Origin of the sequence: Leptonema illini DSM 21528, from assembly GCF_000243335.1 — a bacterium.
Classification (GTDB): Bacteria; Spirochaetota; Leptospiria; order Leptospirales; family Leptonemataceae; genus Leptonema; species Leptonema illini.
Genome location: NZ_JH597773.1, coordinates 2,696,910 through 2,716,254, shown reverse-complemented (window position 1 = coordinate 2,716,254; position 19,345 = coordinate 2,696,910). Strand labels below are relative to the sequence as shown.

The 19,345-nt window shown below is 55.1% G+C and carries 18 protein-coding genes; 7 read left to right on the top strand and 11 right to left on the bottom strand.

Going from position 1 to position 19,345, the window contains the following annotated elements; translation table 11 throughout:
• Nucleotides 1-75: 75 nt before the first annotated feature.
• The 4 genes from LEPIL_RS12450 to LEPIL_RS23485 all read right to left on the bottom strand — a co-directional run bounded on the left by LEPIL_RS12450 (nt 76) and on the right by LEPIL_RS23485 (nt 5,232).
• Nucleotides 76-2,811, bottom strand: a complete 2,736-nt coding sequence (locus LEPIL_RS12450; RefSeq protein ID WP_281251507.1) for a beta strand repeat-containing protein — start codon at nt 2,809-2,811, stop codon at nt 76-78.
• Between the two features lie 76 nt (nt 2,812-2,887).
• A complete protein-coding gene (locus tag LEPIL_RS12445; protein WP_143464794.1) occupies nt 2,888-4,255 on the bottom strand; it encodes an Lcl C-terminal domain-containing protein in 1,368 nt (455 codons plus the stop codon).
• Nucleotides 4,252-5,024 (bottom strand): IS5 family transposase gene (locus LEPIL_RS23000; RefSeq protein ID WP_086004574.1). Its coding sequence is split into 2 segments (ribosomal slippage): nt 4,252-4,676 and nt 4,676-5,024, totalling 774 coding nucleotides; the frame shifts between segments, so codons are not numbered across the junction. Before LEPIL_RS23000 ends, LEPIL_RS12445 begins: the two co-directional genes overlap by 4 nt.
• A gap of 61 nt (nt 5,025-5,085) precedes the next feature.
• Nucleotides 5,086-5,232 (bottom strand): hypothetical protein, encoded by a 147-nt coding sequence (locus LEPIL_RS23485; RefSeq protein WP_002772875.1) that lies wholly within the window; start codon nt 5,230-5,232, stop codon nt 5,086-5,088.
• A 183-nt stretch (nt 5,233-5,415) separates the two neighbouring features.
• On the opposite strand from LEPIL_RS23485, the gene LEPIL_RS12435 reads away from it, so the two are divergent.
• Both LEPIL_RS12435 and LEPIL_RS12430 read left to right on the top strand, forming a co-directional pair.
• Nucleotides 5,416-6,411, top strand: a complete 996-nt coding sequence (locus LEPIL_RS12435; protein WP_002772874.1) for a hypothetical protein — start codon at nt 5,416-5,418, stop codon at nt 6,409-6,411.
• 115 nt (nt 6,412-6,526) lie between these two features.
• Entirely contained in the window at nt 6,527-8,125 is a 1,599-nt protein-coding gene (locus LEPIL_RS12430) for a hypothetical protein (protein WP_002772873.1), read from the top strand.
• A 91-nt stretch (nt 8,126-8,216) separates the two neighbouring features.
• Here the strand turns inward: LEPIL_RS12430 and LEPIL_RS12425 are convergent, their stop codons facing one another.
• Complete coding sequence (locus tag LEPIL_RS12425) at nt 8,217-8,609, bottom strand: CoA-binding protein (protein ID WP_143464781.1); 393 nt, start codon at nt 8,607-8,609, stop codon at nt 8,217-8,219.
• Nucleotides 8,610-8,746: 137 nt separating this feature from the next.
• Between LEPIL_RS12425 and LEPIL_RS12420 the strand changes: the two genes are divergently transcribed.
• The 3 genes from LEPIL_RS12420 to amt all read left to right on the top strand — a co-directional run bounded on the left by LEPIL_RS12420 (nt 8,747) and on the right by amt (nt 13,176).
• Nucleotides 8,747-9,328 carry an LURP-one-related family protein gene (locus LEPIL_RS12420; RefSeq protein ID WP_002772871.1) on the top strand — a complete coding sequence of 194 codons (582 nt, stop codon included), beginning with the start codon at nt 8,747-8,749 and terminating at the stop codon, nt 9,326-9,328.
• 215 nt (nt 9,329-9,543) lie between these two features.
• On the top strand, nt 9,544-10,986 hold the full coding sequence (glnA, locus tag LEPIL_RS12415) for a type I glutamate--ammonia ligase (RefSeq protein ID WP_002772870.1): 1,443 nt from the start codon (nt 9,544-9,546) through the stop codon (nt 10,984-10,986).
• A 144-nt stretch (nt 10,987-11,130) separates the two neighbouring features.
• Complete coding sequence (gene amt, locus LEPIL_RS12410) at nt 11,131-13,176, top strand: ammonium transporter (protein ID WP_002772869.1); 2,046 nt, start codon at nt 11,131-11,133, stop codon at nt 13,174-13,176.
• Nucleotides 13,177-13,198: 22 nt separating this feature from the next.
• On the opposite strand, the gene LEPIL_RS12405 is transcribed toward amt, so the two are convergent.
• The 5 genes from LEPIL_RS12405 to LEPIL_RS12385 all read right to left on the bottom strand — a co-directional run bounded on the left by LEPIL_RS12405 (nt 13,199) and on the right by LEPIL_RS12385 (nt 17,072).
• Nucleotides 13,199-13,399 (bottom strand): hypothetical protein, encoded by a 201-nt coding sequence (locus LEPIL_RS12405; protein ID WP_002772868.1) that lies wholly within the window; start codon nt 13,397-13,399, stop codon nt 13,199-13,201.
• Nucleotides 13,400-13,463: 64 nt separating this feature from the next.
• On the bottom strand, nt 13,464-15,017 hold the full coding sequence (locus LEPIL_RS12400; protein WP_169314813.1) for an FHA domain-containing protein: 1,554 nt from the start codon (nt 15,015-15,017) through the stop codon (nt 13,464-13,466).
• 166 nt (nt 15,018-15,183) lie between these two features.
• Entirely contained in the window at nt 15,184-15,435 is a 252-nt protein-coding gene (locus LEPIL_RS12395) for a hypothetical protein (RefSeq protein WP_002772866.1), read from the bottom strand.
• A gap of 33 nt (nt 15,436-15,468) precedes the next feature.
• Entirely contained in the window at nt 15,469-16,455 is a 987-nt protein-coding gene (locus tag LEPIL_RS12390) for an ROK family protein (protein WP_002772865.1), read from the bottom strand.
• A gap of 14 nt (nt 16,456-16,469) precedes the next feature.
• On the bottom strand, nt 16,470-17,072 hold the full coding sequence (locus tag LEPIL_RS12385; RefSeq protein WP_002772863.1) for a D-sedoheptulose-7-phosphate isomerase: 603 nt from the start codon (nt 17,070-17,072) through the stop codon (nt 16,470-16,472).
• 120 nt (nt 17,073-17,192) lie between these two features.
• On the opposite strand from LEPIL_RS12385, the gene LEPIL_RS12380 reads away from it, so the two are divergent.
• Nucleotides 17,193-17,738 carry a hypothetical protein gene (locus LEPIL_RS12380; RefSeq protein WP_143464780.1) on the top strand — a complete coding sequence of 182 codons (546 nt, stop codon included), beginning with the start codon at nt 17,193-17,195 and terminating at the stop codon, nt 17,736-17,738.
• Nucleotides 17,735-18,601 (top strand): MBL fold metallo-hydrolase, encoded by an 867-nt coding sequence (locus LEPIL_RS12375; protein ID WP_002772860.1) that lies wholly within the window; start codon nt 17,735-17,737, stop codon nt 18,599-18,601. The genes LEPIL_RS12380 and LEPIL_RS12375 overlap by 4 nt, the downstream gene beginning before the upstream one ends.
• On the opposite strand, the gene LEPIL_RS12370 is transcribed toward LEPIL_RS12375, so the two are convergent.
• Nucleotides 18,580-19,335: a phage tail protein gene (locus LEPIL_RS12370; RefSeq protein WP_002772859.1), complete on the bottom strand. Its 756-nt coding sequence runs from the start codon at nt 19,333-19,335 to the stop codon at nt 18,580-18,582. The two genes, LEPIL_RS12375 and LEPIL_RS12370, sit on opposite strands and share 22 nt — an antisense overlap.
• Nucleotides 19,336-19,345: the final 10 nt, after the last annotated feature.

The window sequence follows — 19,345 nt, the reverse complement described above, 5'->3', positions numbered from 1 at the left end:
GGTAGCCTTTTTGCGGGACTGGCGATAGCCCTCAATTGTGGCCTCAGGATGATAGAGGCCACAACTTTCTCGGGATCAGGGACTGTACTTCACGATCACCGCATTCACGCCCGTATGATCGCCTGTCGCCGTTACGCCGGGGCTATAGGTGTAGCCCGTAGCTCCTGTCTGTGCTCCCACAGCGTAGACGTGGTTCGTTCCGTCCGTCGTAACGGAATAAAACTGGCTGGAGTTCGCACCGACGATCGTCGACCGGGCCCAGAGAGGCGTTCCCGCGCTGTCATATTTAACGAGGTTCGGATTGTATCCGATATATGACCCCGTTGCGCTGGCTCCCGCTCCATAGCTGTATGATCCGGAGCCGTACTGATAGCCGGCCGTCAGTATATTGCCGGCAGAATCAATAGTAACGGATTTAAAGGGGCTGCTGCTTCCACCGGCCACTGTTGTGGTACGAGCCCACAGGGGCACGCCGGAGGAGTTATAGCATACAAGCGCAGAGTTAGCGCCTGTACCGGCACCTGTCGACGTGACGCCGCCAAAATCGTAGGTTACGGTGTTTGTCTGCTGACCGACGGCACAGGCGTTTCCGGAGGCGTCGACGGCGACACCGTAGAAGATAGTGTTTTGCAGTCCGGCAACGGTAGTGCGGCCCCATTGAATAGAGCCCGCTGCGTCATAACGTAACACAAAGAGATTGAATGTCGTAAAAAGGCCGGTTAACGTGACTCCGCCGCCATAATCATAGGTGCCCGTATCCATTTGCGAGCCGGCCACGTAGATATCTCCCGTCATGGGATCAACGGCGATGCCGCGCGATTGATTTGCAGTCATTCCACTGAGGGTGGTGCGTCCCCAGAGCGGCATACCGGTGTTATCATATTTTACGACGAGTGTGTTGCCGTTTGTCGTGCCTCCGCTTATGGTCACGCCCGCTCCGTAATCCACTGCGGATGTGGACTGTTGGTTGCCGGTTAACATGATGTTATCCGAAGCGTCTATCGTGATCGCATCGAATGACGTCGACTGCGTTCCACTGATGGGAGTTCTTGCCCAGAGAACCGTTCCCGAGGAATCGTACTTTACAAGGACGGCCGTGGTTCCTGCCACAATTCCCGTTGCTGAAACGCCTCCGAAATCCACCGGTGACGTCTGTTGTATCATTCCCGCCGCGAATACGTCGCCCGATGAGTTAACGGCGAGAGCCTGATATCGAGCCGATGTCATAGTAGGGCCCGACACTATGGTGCGCGCCCAGAGTGCCGAGCCGTCTAACGCATATTTCACGATTACCGGATGCGTTCCCGTTGCTGAAAAGCCGCTAATAGTGACTCCGTTACCGAAGTCGAAGACGCCGGATCCTTTGATGTATCCTGCGGCGTAAATGGCATTGCTTACAGGATCAAATACTACTGCAGTGAATTCGCTATCTCCGCCGCCTCCTGTAACGGTGCGCGCCCAGAGTCCTGTACCGGGGGGGATGTCGGGAGTTGCCGTGTCCTGCACGCCCGATGCAAAATTGCCCGCCGTGTCATAGGCGTAGGCGGCGTAGTAATACTGTGTGCCGTTGGTCAATCCCGAATCCGTTGCCGACGTACCGGGGCCGCTGTGAACGATCGTCGCCCCCGCATCGTTCGCATCGGTCGGATAACCTCCGGTCTTTCTGAGAATGCGAACGCCGGCAAGATCAGCATCGCCCGGATTCGTCCAGGAAAGATCGACATATCCGTTCCCGGGAGTGGCCACGAAAGAGGCGGCGTTACCGGGTGCGGTCACATCGATAGAAAAGGTCCCGTCTGATATACCTGAGTTAAAGTAGCCGACACGGCAGGCCAGCGCTCGCAGCGTCGTCGTCGCCGAAACGGCCACGGGACCGCCGTAGGCTGAGCCATTGGTGCACGTAGCCGTCGCATCGCAGGCCGGGGCCGATCCGTCGGTCGTGTAGCAGATGGTGACTGAGGCCGTCGTCGATGATATTGCGACGTTCTGTGCTGCATTAAAAAGCCCGGCAGCCGGAGTGTAAGAGGGAGCGTTAGCCGTTCCGGCCATCGGCGTCGCAGATGCCTGTGTTCCGGTCGAAAAATTCGCTGCCGTATCATAGGCGAAGGCGGTGTAGTAGTATGTCGTTCCGTTAACCAGTCCGGTATTGACGGCCGTCGTGGAAAGCCCGTTGTAAACGACCGTACCATCGTTCTCATCAACCGAGAATCCGCCTATCTTTCTTAGAAGACGGACACCTGCGAGGTCGGCGTCTGCGGGGTTCGTCCACGATAGATTAATCTGCGTGTCTCCGGCGACGGCGTTCAGTGGCGCAACCGCTCCCGGTGCGGTCGTGTCGATTGTATACAGTCCGGTGCGGATGGATGAGCTGGCCGTCTCGGCCTTACAGGCGATGGCCTTGAGCGTCGTCGTAGCCGACACAGGTATGGCAGCTGCATAGGCCGCTCCTGTTGTGCAGGTCGGAGTCGTATCACATGTCGGATCAGAGCCGTCCGTCGTATAGCAGAGAAGCACGCCTGAGCTGGCTGAGCTGATTGTCACGTTCTGAGATGAATTGTAGAGACCGGCAGCGGGTGTGAACGCGGGCGTGGACAGTCCGTTATGTGAGGCGCAATCCCCGGTGAGATTGCAGAGCAAAGAGGGATGAAAGAGAGCTTCGCCAGAATCGGGGCTCTGAAGAGTCGGAAGACAAGCCGACAGGGAAGCGAATGCAAGAATCGGGAACAGATGAAAAAGCGCAGCCACAGGATTGAATCTGTGGACCCTGCGAACGGATAGAACGACGGATTTATTTTTACTCCGCCAGAGCATCGTCATGATAGGACGAATTTTTTTCAACTCTGCCAGGCTTTTAAAATATTTTTGCATAGCATTTACTCCGTGTTTTTCAGTTCGTCACACAGCGAACGGCGTACGGGCTGTTCTTGTTCTGGGCATTCATGCGACCGCTGCCCATCGATATGTATACCATGCTAGTCGGTCCTGTCGTGCTTGATGTTGCCGTGTTGTAATAGCTTACGGCAGTTGATGGAAAGAAGACGGGATTTACGACAGGGTTGAAGCGGGTTTCATCGACAAGGCCGCGCAATTCAGTCGCCGAAGGAAGCCTCCAGTCCGATCGTCCGCCAAGCGTCAGATTCTCGCAATAAGACATTGCCGCCGCCCAGGCAGCCGTCGTTACGGCGCCGCTACAGGTGGCGTCGTTGGCCTGACCCATGCTGCACTTCTGCCAGATGAGCCCCGTCGCGCTATCTGTGATCGTTCCGTTGCCGTTATCGGTAAGGCTTCGCGTATTCGGTAGATTTCCCGAGACACAACGAACGGCCATGGCCGATGTTTTCGCCGTGGCATCGATGAAGCCGCCGGTGGAGAAGCTCACGAACCAGGCATTGGCAATGTTCGCGACGTTCGTTGTGGCCGTCCAGTGGTTCGCTGACTGGGTTGCCGGGAAGTACGCTGCCTCGATGGAAGGGGCTGCAACTCCGTAATGCGGCAGGCTTTTTAACTCTTGGATGGTCGGCAATCGCCAGTCGGTTCTTCCGGCATAGCCCGATCCTGCATTGGCTGCGTTTAAGCCGCTGCAGGCATTGATCGAATCGTACCATGTATACGTGGTGGCCACACCGGCGCATGCGGCGCCGGTTTTTCCCTCGTTACAGGTCTTCCATACGAGGCCCGTTACGTTATCCGTCGTCGTATAGTCCGTCGTGAAGACTGCGTGAGCGGTCGGTCCTGAATAGCTACGGGCCACAGGAACGTTCGTATAGTGAGAATCCTGGCCGAAAGGATAGTTTGCATCGCCGACTGTATACACCTGCGCACATGCGCCGTCGGCCACCCAGGCCGCTCCATCGAAATAAGAGCATGCCATCTGTCCGGCTTCCACGACAGGAGAGACGCGATTCGCCGCAGGCCCCGTAAAATTATCGATTGCATCGGCGACGGGGGTGCCCGACGAATCAAGAAGTCCAGACACGGTGAACCGCAGATCTGTCTGCTCGGGAAACCGACCCCAGCTAATCGTAATCAGGAGAGTTCTGTCGTCGCTCCAGCTGATTTGTGAACCCGCCGAAGGGATCGTATTATAGGTCGCCCCGTCATAGGCCTCGGCAAGTAGCGTGGGAGTGACAGACGTATCCATCGCCTGCGCGAACGAAAGGGAGCGCGTCGATGTAGTGTTAAAGGTAATCCCTGTCGATGAGTTACAGCTTCCCGTTATTGTACAGAGCAGTGAAGAGTTTACAAGCCATCTCAAAAATGCCTGAGGAGGATAACGATACAACCTAACCGGACAAACGAAAGGTAGTTCTCCCAGTACCTCTCGAATCGATTGAGTATTCTGCGAAAATTCTGGAGCCAGGCAAAGAGTCTTTCGACCTTCCATCTGCGTTTATATCGACGCAGCTCCCGCCCATCCTGTGTGCTCTCCTTTTTCCGGCCCCGTCTATGCGGGGCGATCATCTTGATTTTTCTCTTTCGAAGTTGTTTATCCAATTTATCGGAATCATAAGCTCGGTCACCGATAATCCTTCGAGGAGTTTTTCTTGTGAACTTATGATCAATAGTCTTCTCTACGAGAGTGACTTCATGTGGCGAAGCGCTTTCAATCCAGCAGGCGATAGGAAGACCGGAAGCGTCTGCCATTGCCATGATCTTGGTCCCTTTGCCACGCTTTGTTTTCCCGATTTTGAGCCCCCTTTTTTAGCCGAAACGAATGTTCCGTCTATGAAGCTCTCTTCAATGTCAATTCCACCACGTTCTTCAAGGTCTCTCGCCAGAGCCAGGAGAATCTTTTCAATTGTGCCGTTACGAGTCCACTCCTGAAAGCGACGATGACAACTCTGATAGGAAGGATACCTATCCGGTAGATCCTGCCAGCGGGCTCCAGTTTTCAAAATCCACAAGATTCCATTTAGAATACTTCGCGGATCAATTCTCTCCCGTCCCCTCCCGTCTTCTCGTGGCTTTGGTTCTTTGATAAGAGGCTTTATGATCTTCCATTGGGCATCTGTGATATCCATGATAGAGCTCCTATAGGAGCTATCCTTGTACGAACCCCTCGGCAGTACAAGCAAAAAGTACTTGTCAGTAGTTTATATTTGAGATGGCTTCTAGAAGCTGTGATTGTGAATCAGGCGCATCAAGCGCCGGCAGGCAGTGGCTGGCAAGCAGCATGGAGCCCGGAATGGCCAGGCGCATGGCCACAGACAGGATTATCTTGAATCTTCTCATGACAGATGCTCTCATAGAGTAGACGGATTCGATTGGCAACGGTCAATGCTTTTTGCCGTTCGTCTTAAACACGGAAAAAGAAAAGTCGAGCAAGAAGTATCTCGGTTCTGAATCAAGTTCGGATATTCGCTTGACATTCATGTCAGCCTTGCTTCTCTTCAGTCTCGCTCGGCAGGAGGGCAGATGATTCGCAAAATTGTCTTTGTTGGCCTGATACTGCTTTCTGTTCCCTTGTTCGCCCAGGCCGTCCCTTCTGTATATCAGCCCTTCCAGCCTTTGAAAGATGATGGATACGTTCAAATCTGGAATATCAATTTTTCGGGGAAGGGCTATCATATTGATCTGATCTATATGATCAGCAATGTAGGTCCCGGAACGCTGAACAACGGCATCTCAATGCTTGTTTACTCCGGGGGGCAGAGCCGTTCCTTTACAAGAGAACATACCGATGAATCGCTTCGAGTCGTTGTCGGCCAGTTTGGTATGAGCAATAGAAGCGGAGAGTTGAAAATGAACGCCGGCCGTGTTGAGGCGCGGGCGGAATTCGATCAGGCGAACGTACAGCTGGAGATTCAACCCGGCAGCAGCGGTATGCTCATGCCCGACTGGAAGCTGCGCGGAGTGGAGTTCTTTCGCATAGGCCTGCCCATTCTACGCAGTCCGGCGCGACTGACGTTGCAGATGGATGGCCAGACGGTGGAACTGACGGGCGTTGCAAGTATGGACTCCATCATCGCCAATACGCTTCCACATGAATATGCAAAGCGGCTGTATCTATTTCGCGGCCCTTCCGGCCAGTTTCAGATGACCGGCTATCTTGATAAAGAAAAGAGTTATAAGCTCAAGCTCTACTATGGAAATGGAGCGGATCGTCGCGAAGACCGTATCGTCAGTCTGACGTCAGAGGCAGAAGAGACGGAACCCTTTTCCGGATACGTGCTTGCCCGCGTGTGGAAGATTAAAGGCGAGTCGGGCTGTAGCTACGAAATCCGTCGCGGCGAGTTTCGAGGTGGGATGTACATACTACAGAGCGTTTCGCCTTTTCTGAGATGGATATTGCGCACTTTCTTCGCAAAGCCGTTCATTCTTAACTATGAAAGCACGCTTAACGTGCAGTGTGCGGGAAAGCCGGCTTTCAATGAGCGACTCTGGAGTTCTTATTTTCTGCTGAACGAATAGCCTGCGAATTCCGGGATCGCCACCCGGCTGTCATATTTCCGTAACCTTCGCTCGTAAATAATCATCCTGAAATCGCAAAAGGTTTTAACCTCACTGATTACAGGAGTAAGAGCGAATGTCTCTCAACAAATCGAAATCTTTCCGCACGACGGCGGCGATTGTTACGGCAGCTTCCATGCTGTTCGGCGTATCGTCACTGTCTGCCTATGAAGAAAAATGGAACGATAAGAAGGCCGGCGACCCGGTTGAAAAGGACGGCGAAAAGGTACCCAATAGCCTTTTTCGCGTTGATGGCGAGATCTGGGGAGCCTACGAGATGGCCGACAAAAAGCCCAGCGGCGAAATCGACACCGCCAACGGATTTCGTGTTGGTCGCTCGTATGTGAACATCCGCGGCGACGTAAAAGAAGGCGAGATGAAGGGCTGGGGCTATCGCATTACACTTGATTCCGAAACGGGAAGCCAGGCTTCCAATAACGCATCAGCGATCTTCCTCAAGTATGCCTACATCCAGGCTCCGATTGCAAAGGGCACTTTCCTGCGTATCGGCCAGCAGCACATCCCGACGGTCGACGGACAGGCCGGAACGTCTCTTCAGAGCATCTGGGGACACCGTTATCTGGATGACGACGGAAAGGCGATGTGGGAAGAGCTCGGCGTGAACAGCTCCACCGACCTTGGTGTCGCTCTGATTCATCAGAACAAGCTGTTTAACGTGCACCTGCTGCTCGGTAACGGCGAGAGCTACAAATCAACGGGTAACGGTAACGGCCTTTCTTCGAAAGGACAGACCAGCCTTTCAACGGTGGCCAATGGCGATTCAAAGTCCTACGGCCTTGACCTTTATGGCATGATCTCCCTTACTCCTCTTGCAAAAGACGAGAAAGACAAGGGCCTGCTGACGATCGCCTTCCCGTTTCGCTTTCAGAACGTTGTCGGCGTTCAGCGAAAAGAATACGACAACGTAACGGCCTTCGATCCAGTAGCCGGCACGTTCACGGCGATCTCGGGTCAGAAGAAGGCTCTCCAGGACTACGCCTATGGAACAGAGGTCGATCTGCACTTCAAAACCGATATCATGAAACTGACGGTCGGTGGTGGAACGGTGATCAAGGTCGATCGTCGTGCAGATGCCCTCTTGTTTAACGACACTGTCGGAAATCTTGATCCGAATAACAACGCCGACCTTGATACGTTCTTCACGACAAACTACGCTCGTGCCGCAGATTCTCGCGGTCAGGCGAACTACATGTTCGCTCATGCAGCGTTTGGAAAGTTCGGCCTGGTCGCTCGTTACTCGACGGGAACGGGAGCAAACACTTTGAACGAAAGGATCGGAGTGGCTAACGGTGTGGACACGGCTGAGCGCATGATCATTGAAGACATCAAGGCCGGTAACGGTATTGATGGGAACCTGAGCGCCACCGCTATACGCAACTTCGATCAGGGCAGATCTCGTTTCACGAAAACCCTGTTCGGCGTAACCTACAGCCCGAACGCTCGTTTCTCGGCTACGATGGGCGTCTCTCACATCACCGGCCAGGCCGGCAGCGGCGACTCTTATAAGGCGAACAAGCTGTCCGGTATCAATACCTATACGGCAGATTCCTTCGCCGGCGTCGTAGCTCCAGGTACGATCGTTACCGATAACGACCTGATCGGCGAAAAGAACTACGACCGTCAGACTTTCGTCCGTATGGTCTATAAATACTGAAATTGCGGCTCCACTCTGCCGCCCTCAAAAGGGCGGCTTTTTCTTTCCCTTTTCACCCTCGAATTGTTTTCTTCCTGTCGCGGAGCGGGCGTCAGCGCGTCTGCACCATCACACAGGCATCCATCAGGTATTCAAAACCATGCTCGTCAAGATAGGCGCGCACCGTCTCGTCGCCGGCGCCGGGCTGCACCCATACCTTCTTTAATCCGAGAGATTCGGCTATCTTCAGACCTTCAAGCGTGAGCTTCGGAGGAATGACGTAGACGACCAATCCGACCGATTTTTCGGCGATCAGGCTTTCGAGATTCTTATAGGCCGCTTCGCCTTCCACCGTCGTCGCCCGGGGGTTGACGGGATACACGGTATAGTTCTTCTTCCGCAGATCGCGAAAGATGATATTCCCGTATTTTGTCGAATCGTTCGTAGCGCCGACAAGGGCGATGCCGGGGTTGCTGCGAAGATGTGATACTAAATCGAGTTCCATAGAGTCAGCAAAGCGAGGAAAGCGGAGGGTAGCCAGCGCGAAATGAGTCCCGTCGCCGCCCGGCATGTCGCGTTTTTTCCAGAAAGACTGAAGAAAAGACTTTGCATTCGCGGACGCTCTGAAAGCGTCATGATCGCATGAATCCCTATCAACTGACGACATACTTTGCCCGGAAGAAATTCTGGAAGCTTTTTGGCGGCGAGATCCGCATTTTTGACGGTGAGCAGAAAGAGCTGCTCTTTTTCGTGAAGCAGAAGGCCTTCAAACTGAAAGAAGACATCCGCGTTTTTTCTGACGAATCGGCAAGCAAGGAGCTGCTTCATATTGGCGCTCGTAGCGTCATCGACTTCAGCGCTTCTTATGACGTAACTGACGCCACAACGAATCAGCGCGTGGGCACCATCCGACGCAAGGGCCTGAAGTCCCTGCTTCGCGATTCCTGGGAGCTGCTTGATGCTCAGGAGCAGGTTATCGGTTCCGTGACGGAAGACAGCATGGTCATGGCGCTCTTTCGCCGATTTGTAAGCGCTCTGGTGCCGCAGTCCTTCCATATTCAGGTGGGCGATGCGATCGTTGGAGCATTGAAGCAAACCTTCAACCCATTTGTGCCGACCTTCCGCATCGATTTCTCGATGGATCAGGCCGGTAAGCTGGATCGACGCCTTGGCATCGCCACCGTTGTACTGCTTCAGATCATCGAGGGCAAACAACAGTCCTGATAGATACTTCCCCGGAGGCCTGAGCGGTTTTCGGGGAAACCCAGCTTGCAGGCCTTCAATCGACCGGTCTGCTGAGGCATCTTGCTTATTTCGTACGCTGATTGCCTCCCTCAGGCCTCTTTCCAGGCCAATTTCTCCCCGTATTCCCTGGCATAGATATTGCTAAAAGAATAACAAATCGGATCTGCGCAGGGCGTAGATCGAAGGAGATTGGAATGGAAAAACTGCCTACATCGCCCGAAGCTCTGCTGAAGTATTGCAGAGACAACAAGATCGACTACGTCGACGTTCGTTTTACTGACATTCTGGGCATGATGCATCACGTAACCATGCACATCGATGCGATGGATGTGGATGCTTTCACCGATGGTATCGGTTTCGACGGTTCGTCAATTCGCGGATGGAAGGCCATCAACGAATCCGACATGCTTGCCAAGCTGGACCCGACCAGCGCCTATGTGGACCCCTTTTTCGAGCATAAGACGCTTGCTGTAATCGCCGACATCTACGAGCCTGCTCGCGCAAAAGGCGAGGTTCCGAAGACCTACAGCCGCGATCCGCGCCAGATCCTGCGCCGCGCTGTTGAGCATATGAAATCAACCGGCCTTACCGACACCTGTTATATGGGCCCCGAGGCGGAATTCTTCGTATTCAGCGACGTCCGCTACGATCAGGAGATGAACCAGGGCTTCTACTTCATCGACGCTGTGGACGCTCAGTGGCGTATGGGCGCTGAAGAAAGCCCGAACCTCGGCTTCAAGATGCGCAAGAAAGAAGGCTACTTTCCGCTTCCTCCGAACGATCAGTTCCAGGATCTTCGCGCCGAGATGACCGAGATGCTGAACAAGATGGGTATTCCGCCCGAGCGTCATCACCATGAGGTTTCGGCAGCCGGTCAGGCTGAGATCAACTTCAAGCTTGACGAGTCGCTGAAGCAGGCCGATAAGGTGCAGCTTTTTAAATACGTCGTTAAGAACGTCGCTCGCAAGAACGGCTACTCGGCCACGTTTATGCCGAAGCCTCTGTTCGGCGATAACGGTTCGGGTATGCATACGCATATCTCGCTGTGGAAGGACGGACGTAATCTGTTCGCCGGCGATTGGTATGCCGGTCTTTCAGAGATGGCGAAGTACTTTATCGGCGGTATTCTGCACCACGGACCGGCGCTGCTGGCCTTCACCAACCCGACGACGAACTCCTTCAAGCGTCTTGTTCCGGGATATGAAGCTCCTGTATCGCTTGTTTATTCGGCACGTAACCGCTCCGCTTCGATCCGTATCCCTGTAGCCGTTCACGGCGAGAAGGCCCGTCGTATCGAGTTCCGTACTCCGGACCCGGCAGCGAACCCCTACATGGCTTTTGCTGCGATGATCCTCGCCGGTCTTGACGGTATTCAGAATAAGATCGACCCGGGCGCTCCGGCCGACTTCAACCTGTATGAGGCGACGGAAGAACAGAAGAAGAAGATTCGTTCTGTTCCGGCTAACCTCACGAAGGTTCTGGACGCTCTCGAACAGGATAACGCCTGGCTGAAAGTGGGTGGCGTTTTCGACGACGATTTCATCGAAAACTACATCTCTTACAAACGAGCCGAAGTTGAGAATATCGTGAACATGAGACCGCACCCTTACGAGTTCGTTCTCTACTACGACTGCTGATCAAGAAAGCCGGCCGAAAGGCCGGTTTTTTTTCGCCCATAAGAACGGCTTCTTTTCAAGCTATCTTAAGAATCCACATCCGTGTCGGTTCTTGAGATAACTTATATACCGCAAATAGCTCCTGCATCGCGCAGAGGAGGTAGGATGGACCGATCCGCTGCAGATATACTCTGGATTCTCATCAGTGCCGGGCTTGTTCTTCTCATGCAGGCCGGATTTCTCGCCATTGAATCGGGTCTTACGCGAAGCAAGAACTCGATCAACGTCGCGATCAAGAACATCACCGACTTTGGCGTCGCCGCCATCTTCTTCTGGGTGGCAGGCTTCGCCCTGATGTTTGGAACATCCGTCGCAGGCCTTTTCGGCTCCGATCACTTTTTACTGTCCTGGTCGCCTTCTGATATGTGGACGCCGGCCTTCTTCGTCTTTCAACTTGCCTTTGCCGGCACGTCCGCAACGATCGTTTCGGGCGCCGTCGCCGAACGCTTTCGGTTTCAGGCTTATATCATTACGACCGCCCTTATATCGTGCGTTATCTATCCTCTTGCCGGTCACTGGGCCTGGGGCAGCGCCTACGGCCCTTCGACGCCGGGCTGGCTTGAATCGCTCGGATTCGTCGATTTCGCCGGCTCGACGATCGTGCACAGCGTCGGCGGATGGGTTTCGTTAGCCGCCCTGCTTGTAACAGGCCCTCGCTCGGGCCGCTTTGTCGAGGGACAACCGCCGCGCATCATCAACGGTAGCAACCTGCCGATGGCCATGCTTGGCGGGATCATCCTCTGGGTGGGCTGGGTCGGTTTTAACGGCGGCAGCACGCTCGCTCTCGATGTCCGCATCGCGGGTATCATCGCGAACACCGTGCTTGCCCTCGGCGCCGGCCTGGTTACGTCGTTGCTGCTCACCTGGCTGCGCCTTGGATTCGCAGAGGCCACGGCACCGCTGAACGGATCGCTGGCTGGTTTAGTCGCCGTCACCGCCGGAGCGCATGCTCTGTCGCCGGTCTCCGCTCTGTTTGTTGGGGCCGTCGCCGGCCTTCTCGTTATGCCGACGATCAGTCTGCTTGAACGGCTTCGCATCGATGATGCCGTAGGCGCCGTTCCCGTTCACCTGATATCGGGCATATGGGGAACGCTTGCCGTCGGTCTATTCGGCGACGCTGCGGCTCTGGGAACGGGACTCGGTCGTCTTGAACAGATCGCAGTGCAGCTCACCGGTATCGTCGCCATCGGAGTCTGGGCCTTCGGGTTTTCTTATCTGCTATTGAAGGGCATCGATCGTTTCTTTCCGCTTCGTGTAACGCTTGAAGATGAAAAAGCCGGCCTCAATATATCGGAGCATCGAGCCTCCACCGATCTTGTCGATCTTCTGGTCGTCATGGAGCAACAGAAGCATTCCGGAGATCTGAGCAGCGGCGTTCCGGTCGAGCCCTTTACTGAAGTGGGCCAGATCGCCGAGATGTATAACTCGGTTCTGCATCGCGTACGTTCGACGCTTCAGGAAAATGAAGAGGCTCGTCTCGAAATCGGGAAGGCGTATGAAAAGGCTCAGGAAGAGCATAAGCGGGCCGAAAGCCTGCTCTTGAATATCCTGCCTCCGACGATTGCAGAGCAGTTAAAGTCGAGAAGCGGTATTATCGCGAACAGCTTCAGCAGCGCTACGGTGCTATTTGCCGACATCGTCGGCTTCACACAGCTTGCATCGAAGTACAGCCCCGAGGTACTTGTGCGGATGTTGAACCGCATCTTCTCGGCCTTTGATGCCACTCTCGATCGACTCGGGCTTGAGAAGATCAAAACGATCGGCGATTCTTATATGGCGGTGGCCGGTCTACCCAACGAGAGACCCGATCATGCGGCTGTCGTCGTCGAGTTTGCTCTGCGTATACAGGAGATCATGAAGAAATTCCGCTTTCGCGACGACTCGATCATTGAGATGCGCGTCGGTATATCTTCGGGGCCTGTCGTGGCCGGTATCATCGGAACGAAGCGTTTCATCTATGATCTGTGGGGCGAGACGGTCAATCTTGCGAGCCGTATGGAATCGGCTGGTTTGCCCGGTGAGGTGCAGATCTCAGAAGAGACGGCCAGGTTGCTTGAGAATCGTTTCGCGATCGAAGAAAGAGGCCTGCTTGATTTGAAAGGCATCGGAGAACGCCGCGCCTTTCTTGTGCGCGGCCGGCGGGAGGGCTGATTCCTCAAGCCGAGAGGCTGTTTCAAGAGGGGTGAACTTCATCTGCCTGCCACTCTTTAAGCAGCTCAGCGGGCTTGAGTCCTCGCAACCGTTCAACGGCGCATTCCCAGGCCCCTTCGTGGCAGAGTCCCGAGAGCTTGGCGTCTTCATAGCCCTCAAGGACGGCCTCTTCGCAGGCCTTCTGCATGCGTTTCAATAGATGGATTTCGGAGTCTTGCATCATAGATAAAGAGCAGGAAACCTTCTTCAGCGTCCACACTTTCCCGCACGAAATCTTGCCAGCACTCTTATCCGCGTTCTCCCTTGAATATGAACATCGTATGCCCCATGCGAATCTCATCGCCGGAACGCAGCGGCATGGGCTTGAGCAGCTTCTTACCGTTGAGGAATGTGCCGGCTCGACCGCCCAGATCGAAGATGACGTATTTTTTGTCGAAACGCTTCACCTTGGCGTGTAGATTGGAAAGGGCGTGATCCTTCACGGGTAGCGTTGCCGAGGGGCTGTTTCCGATATAGGTTTCGTCAAGAAAGAGATCGTAACGATGATCGAGTCGGTTCAGATCGCGCTGCTTCTTGATCAACACACCGAGATCATAGGCGGGCGCTTCTTTCAAGGCCATCTGCAAGACGACATAGGCCTTCTCTTTCATGTTAAGAGTCATGGCCTCTTTTTCAAACCGGCGTCGTCCTTTAACAGATGAAGGATCATCGCTTTCATCAAGCGGAAGGTCTTCGCTTTCGATCATGCGCCCCGGTTCGGCAGGCGGGTTGTTACGCGGATCACGCATATCAATAAAGACGTCGCCATAGGCGTCGGGGATGTTCAGCCGCTCTTCCTGTCGCGGCTCTTCTGCGGACTCGGCCTGTTGTTTGCGCCTCACTGATAAAAAGAGCCAGACGAGAGAGGCGAGCACACCGGCCAGGACGACGAAGAAGAGCAAAAAGAGCACGGGATGGGCGGCAATAAACGCTTGCAGACCGGGCACCTCATAGCTGGCGCCGCCAAGCAGCTGATCGTCATAATAGGCCTGAACGTGAATCGTCGAGCCAGGCCATGCCTTCCAGAAGGGCATGAGTGAGGCGTAACGAATCTGTAGCTTATCGCTGGAGGGCTCGGGCGTAGCGGTTTCTTCAGTAGCCTCTTCGGACTGTGTCAGATCTTCGAAGCGCACCGTTTTTTGGAACAGCTCGCCTCCAGACCTGAGCGCCATGCGCTTAAATAATCTTTCATTCTTTGCCGCTCCGTTCAATACGACGAAGATAGGAATCTGTAGATCCTGTCCCTTTGCTGCGATTTCGATGCAGTCTTCTTCCGTAAGATAAGAACCTTCGTCGCGCCCGTCGGTGAACAGAACAAGTCCGCCGACGGGGAGGTCACGTTTCTTCGCATAGGCGGACGTTTCTTTCAGGGCAAAGAACAGCGAATCGTAGATACGCGTCACCTTGCCTGTGCGCTTAACCTTTTTTAATGTGGAGAGCAGGTCTTTTTCATTGGAGGTGAAATTGCGCAGCCGGGACGGTTTGCCGTTGATACGAAACACCGCCATGCTTGCATCATCGGGCATGGCTTCGACGAGCGAGCGAGCGGCCGCAATGCTTTCTTTGAACTGCTTCTCGGGGACGGATTTTGTGGCATCAATGACGACGGCATAGAGTCGTGTACTGTCGGGCTTCTTCAGCTGAATGGTGGGTACCTGCACGGATTTGATCCGCGCCGGATAAAACGTCTCGCCGCCGTCGCTTTCTCGAACTGTGAAGCGGATGCTGTCGGCTGCCGGCTGAAAGGTCAGCGCCGAGGCCGGCAGCTCAAATACGGGCTCGGGAAATCCGTCACCACGCACGAGAGCCGGCGAGCTCACCGGCTGTGGCCCGGCAGACTCCGCTGGCTGTGCTGCTACCGGTAAGGTAAACAGAGCCCATACAATAAGAAAAGAAACCGAAATGCGCGCCTTCATCCATTCCGACTATCGGCAGAGCACGCAGATTTTGAAGGCTTTTCCTGGCGCGCTATCTCTGATCCTGCATGTACTGGCGTCTCATACGCTCCTGCATCTCAATGATCTGCTTTCCTTCTTCGGTGGTAAGGAACCACGCCTGCCAGCCATAATAGAACGAGAGCACGATCAGACCGCCGGCGGCGATCTGCAGAGCCAGTATGCGCGGCCCATCCCATCCGGCCATATAGCGCCGATGCAGAATGCCGAAAGACATAAGCATTAGATAAAGGCCGGCAATACCGTAGAACAGTGCGTAGGTCATGGCAGGTTGAGGTTTTTCGACTCGGCCGGCCTGTCAAACCACACCGGATGCAGCCATCTGCCCGGCGGCATAATACGCCGCTCCTTTTGTTCCGGCATAGTCGCCCAGCGTGGCCAGGCGCAGCGTCGGCACCGAGGCAAGGCAGTGTTTTTCGAGGCGATCATAGACGGCCGGCAGCAGGGCGTCGCCAAGCGCCTCCATCACGCCGCCTCCGAGGATAACGACGTCGGGCGAGAGAAGGTTCACCGTCTGACTGATGCCGGCGGCGAGATAAGCGGCATAGTGGCGTTCGAGCAGTTTGCGTGTGAACGAGTCTCGTTTGGCGTAGGCCTTTTTCAAAGTGGCCGACTTGATCGGTATCTTTGTAAGATCGTAATCGATCATCTGTTTGAGCGACGTCGCTTTGTTCTTGATCAGGGCTCGCTGGATGCGAGCATTCAGAGCCCATTTGCCGATGTAGGCCTCAAGGCATCCCCGGCGCCCGCACTGACAGCGCTTGCCGCCTTTGCGAATCACCATGTGCCCGACCTCGCCCGCCGATCCGCCGACGCCGGTAAGCAGCTGCCCGTGAAAGGCGATGGCGCCGCCGATGCCGGTGCCGCAGAAATAGGCGACCGCACATGCCGGAACGGGGTTTATCTCGCGCAGCTCGCCGAATAACCCGGCGTTCACGTCGTTGATCAACCGTATCTTTTTGCGTATCTCGTCTGTGACGGGCAGGTCGGCGACAAGGTGAACGCCATGCCAGTCCAGGTTCGGTGCGATATGGATGAGTCCATGATCGGCATCAACGGCTCCAGGAACGCCGAGTCCGATGGCGGTGACTGTATAACCGGTGTCTTGCAGACGTCGTTCGATTTCAGTGATCTGCGATGCGATACGGGCGATGACATGAGCATACCCGCTTCGGGCCTCGGTGTCGATCTTCGATTCAAGGACGGGCTCGCCTGAAGTCGTGTCGTAGGCGACCGAGAAGAGATTCGAGCCGCCAAGATCCATTCCCAAACAGGCCTGTTTCATCGCCGTCCTCCGCGTTAACTGATTAACTGAAAGAGTTCTTTTTCGATGACGGCGCAGAGGATCTGGCCGATCATAATATGGCATTCCTGGATGCGCGCCGTATCTTCAGAGGGAATACAGATCGCTGCATCCACACGATCAGAGGCATGTTTCATGATACGCCCGCCTGTCGATCCCGTAAATAGAATCGTCTTCATCCCACGCTGCTTCGCTTCGATAAAGGCCTGTAAGATGTTCTCGGAGTTGCCCGACGTCGTGATGCCCCAGAGCACGTCGCCCGCGGCGCCATGTCCTTCTACCTGACGGGCAAAGACGCGATCAAAGCCGTAGTCGTTGGCACAGGCCGTCAGGGCGCTCGAATCGGCGGCCAGAGACATCGCCGGCAGAGAGCGGCGTTCGTGGCCGGATCGGTAGCGGATGACAAGCTCCGTCGCCAGATGCTGGGCGTCGGCGGCCGAGCCGCCGTTTCCACAGATCAGCACCTTGCCGCCCTGTTTCAGCGCCTCAGAGAGGATCTGACCGGCCTTTTCCGTAGCCGGCAGGCAGCTTTCGATCACTCGCTGTTTTACCGCAATGGAATCCTGGATGTGTCGGACGATCAGATCGTGGTTGTTCATAGCTGCGAATGCAGATTCGGCAGGCTGTCAGTCGAGGCAATCGAAAATCGGTGGTCAGAAAGAGGAAACAATCCGGGCGAATATGATTTGCCCGTCGGGCTGTCGGTCCGATATTGAAGCGTGGATCGACGATCGGAATACATGAAGGTGCTCGATTATATTCTCAATCGAGCGAACGTAGAAGAGATAAAAGGCATTGAGATGGCCCTGGACCGTCGCCGCTCCGAGCAGCCGGCCGGAGTCGCCGATCTCGATTTTCAGAAGATGGCCTCGCAGATGGCGGGCAAGCTCGGCCATAGCCTCGACTTCGACGTGAAAGGCATGTCAAAGCGGCTTGTCGTCGAGATGATTCTACAGCAGTATCCGAACATCAGCGACGAAGAGCTACAGGCCATGCTCGATCAGTTTGTGCCCGACGAAGCGCAGAGGCGCAACGAAGGCCTTGAGCTGCCGCGTGAGCTGCGCATCTCCATGCTCGATCAGTTTATACGCTATTCCGTCGGACGCATGCCCGCCGACGAACAGAGCGAGCTGAAGCGCGCCTCGCCGGACTGGGTGCAGCGCTACTGGAGCGCCTTCTCGCCGCGCCATCGAGCACTTCTCGGACAGCTCTTAAAAGGCGAGATAGACTCCGATGATTTCTGGCGAGAGGCAGAGGGGATTTGATCCGCCGCCTTATCTCTATCTGTTGTCTTGCCTGTTGTTTCGCTCTCGCCGCGACGATCAGCCTCGCATGCCTGCGCATCCCCTCCGGCGAGCCCGAGCTGCTTCTTCTGCGCTACGGTATAAGCGACTATCCCGAGAATCGCATTCGCGAAGGCGGCCGCGGCCAGATGATCCCGTTCGCCTGGGATTTCTATCTCATCAGGCAGGGGGATCAGGTCATCCTGATCGACACCGGCTTTTCGGAGCAGTATCTTCCCGGCTACAGGGAGATGTTCCGATTAACCGAATATGGCGAGCCCGTCGACCTGCTTGCCCGGGCCGGATTTGCGCCATCGGATATCACAGGCATCATACTCACACATTCGCATTTCGACCATGCCGGATCGCTTCCAGATTTTCTTCAGAGTGAGGCCATCGTCTATATAAGCGAGAAAGAATGGCGCGGGTTTCAGGCTGTGAAGCGCGACGCAGTTATACGCGAGACCATGACCGCGCTTTTCGCTCAGGGGCGTCTGCGTCTCATCGGCGCCGATCCGTTTTCTGTGCCCGACACATCCCTTTTACTGGAAGAATCAGGCGGGCACACCATCGGATCGCTAACGGCGCTCTATCGAGACACAGAACGCCTGTGGCGTTTCTCGGGAGACGAATGCTATACGACGGACCTCTGTCTGGCAGGAATCGGACTCCCGGAAGAAGCCTGTTATTCGAGAGAGAAGAATAGGGCGGCTATCGATCGCATGGGAAGAGAATATCAAAACCACGATGGCGCCCGGATCTTCACAATGCATGACCGTTCGGGTCCTGTCGGTGGTGTGGGCGTGTACCGTTTCGACGGGAATCAGTTCTTACGAACACAATAGATTAATCCGACGTTAACAGGACGGGTTTCGTTGGCGATGCGAGGTAATCCATAGAAAGCATCCAGAGGTGTACCTGTTTCGCCAAGTTGGCTCAGGCCGACACTGGCAAGAGCAGTAGGGGCGGCAAGACCGCTAAAGGGGTTTCCTCCGTTACCATCAACTGCACCGGCCGTCAGAAGCACATTATGCTTATGCCCCTGAAAGGCGTCCGTTTGCACGCTGCCTAACGCCCGTGTACCCTGTGGATCGACCGTGGCAGCGCCTGATCCGAAGTCGTTCAGTCCGCGAATAAAACGTCCTCTCAGGTCGGGAGTCCCCGGCGATCCATCGGCCGGCGTCCACCCATCGGGGCAAGAGCCCAGATAAAACGCCATCACGGCTCCTTCCGGCGCTGCCATCGTAAAATTGCGATTGAGGTCGGCGGCACTGATTACCTCGCCGGCTGAGAAGACCTTCATGGCAGCGGCGGCGGCAAAGAGTGTTGTTGTGACAAGGGCGATGCTGACACCGGCGCCAATACCGAGGCCTTTTACAAGTCCCTGTTTGAATGTTTTAAGAGTAGAACGGTCTGTCATGGCTTTCTCTTTGCCCTGCATCGAGCCAGTGGCTCCAAGAAGGCTACAGCGAAGGTGGGCGTCCGGTCGATCGCTTTTTATGCGTCGGTGGCCGCTTGATGAGAGGAGTCCGGCGAGCTCTCTATCGCTGGAATTTTGATCGTCGGCAATCAGCGACATATCAAAATCC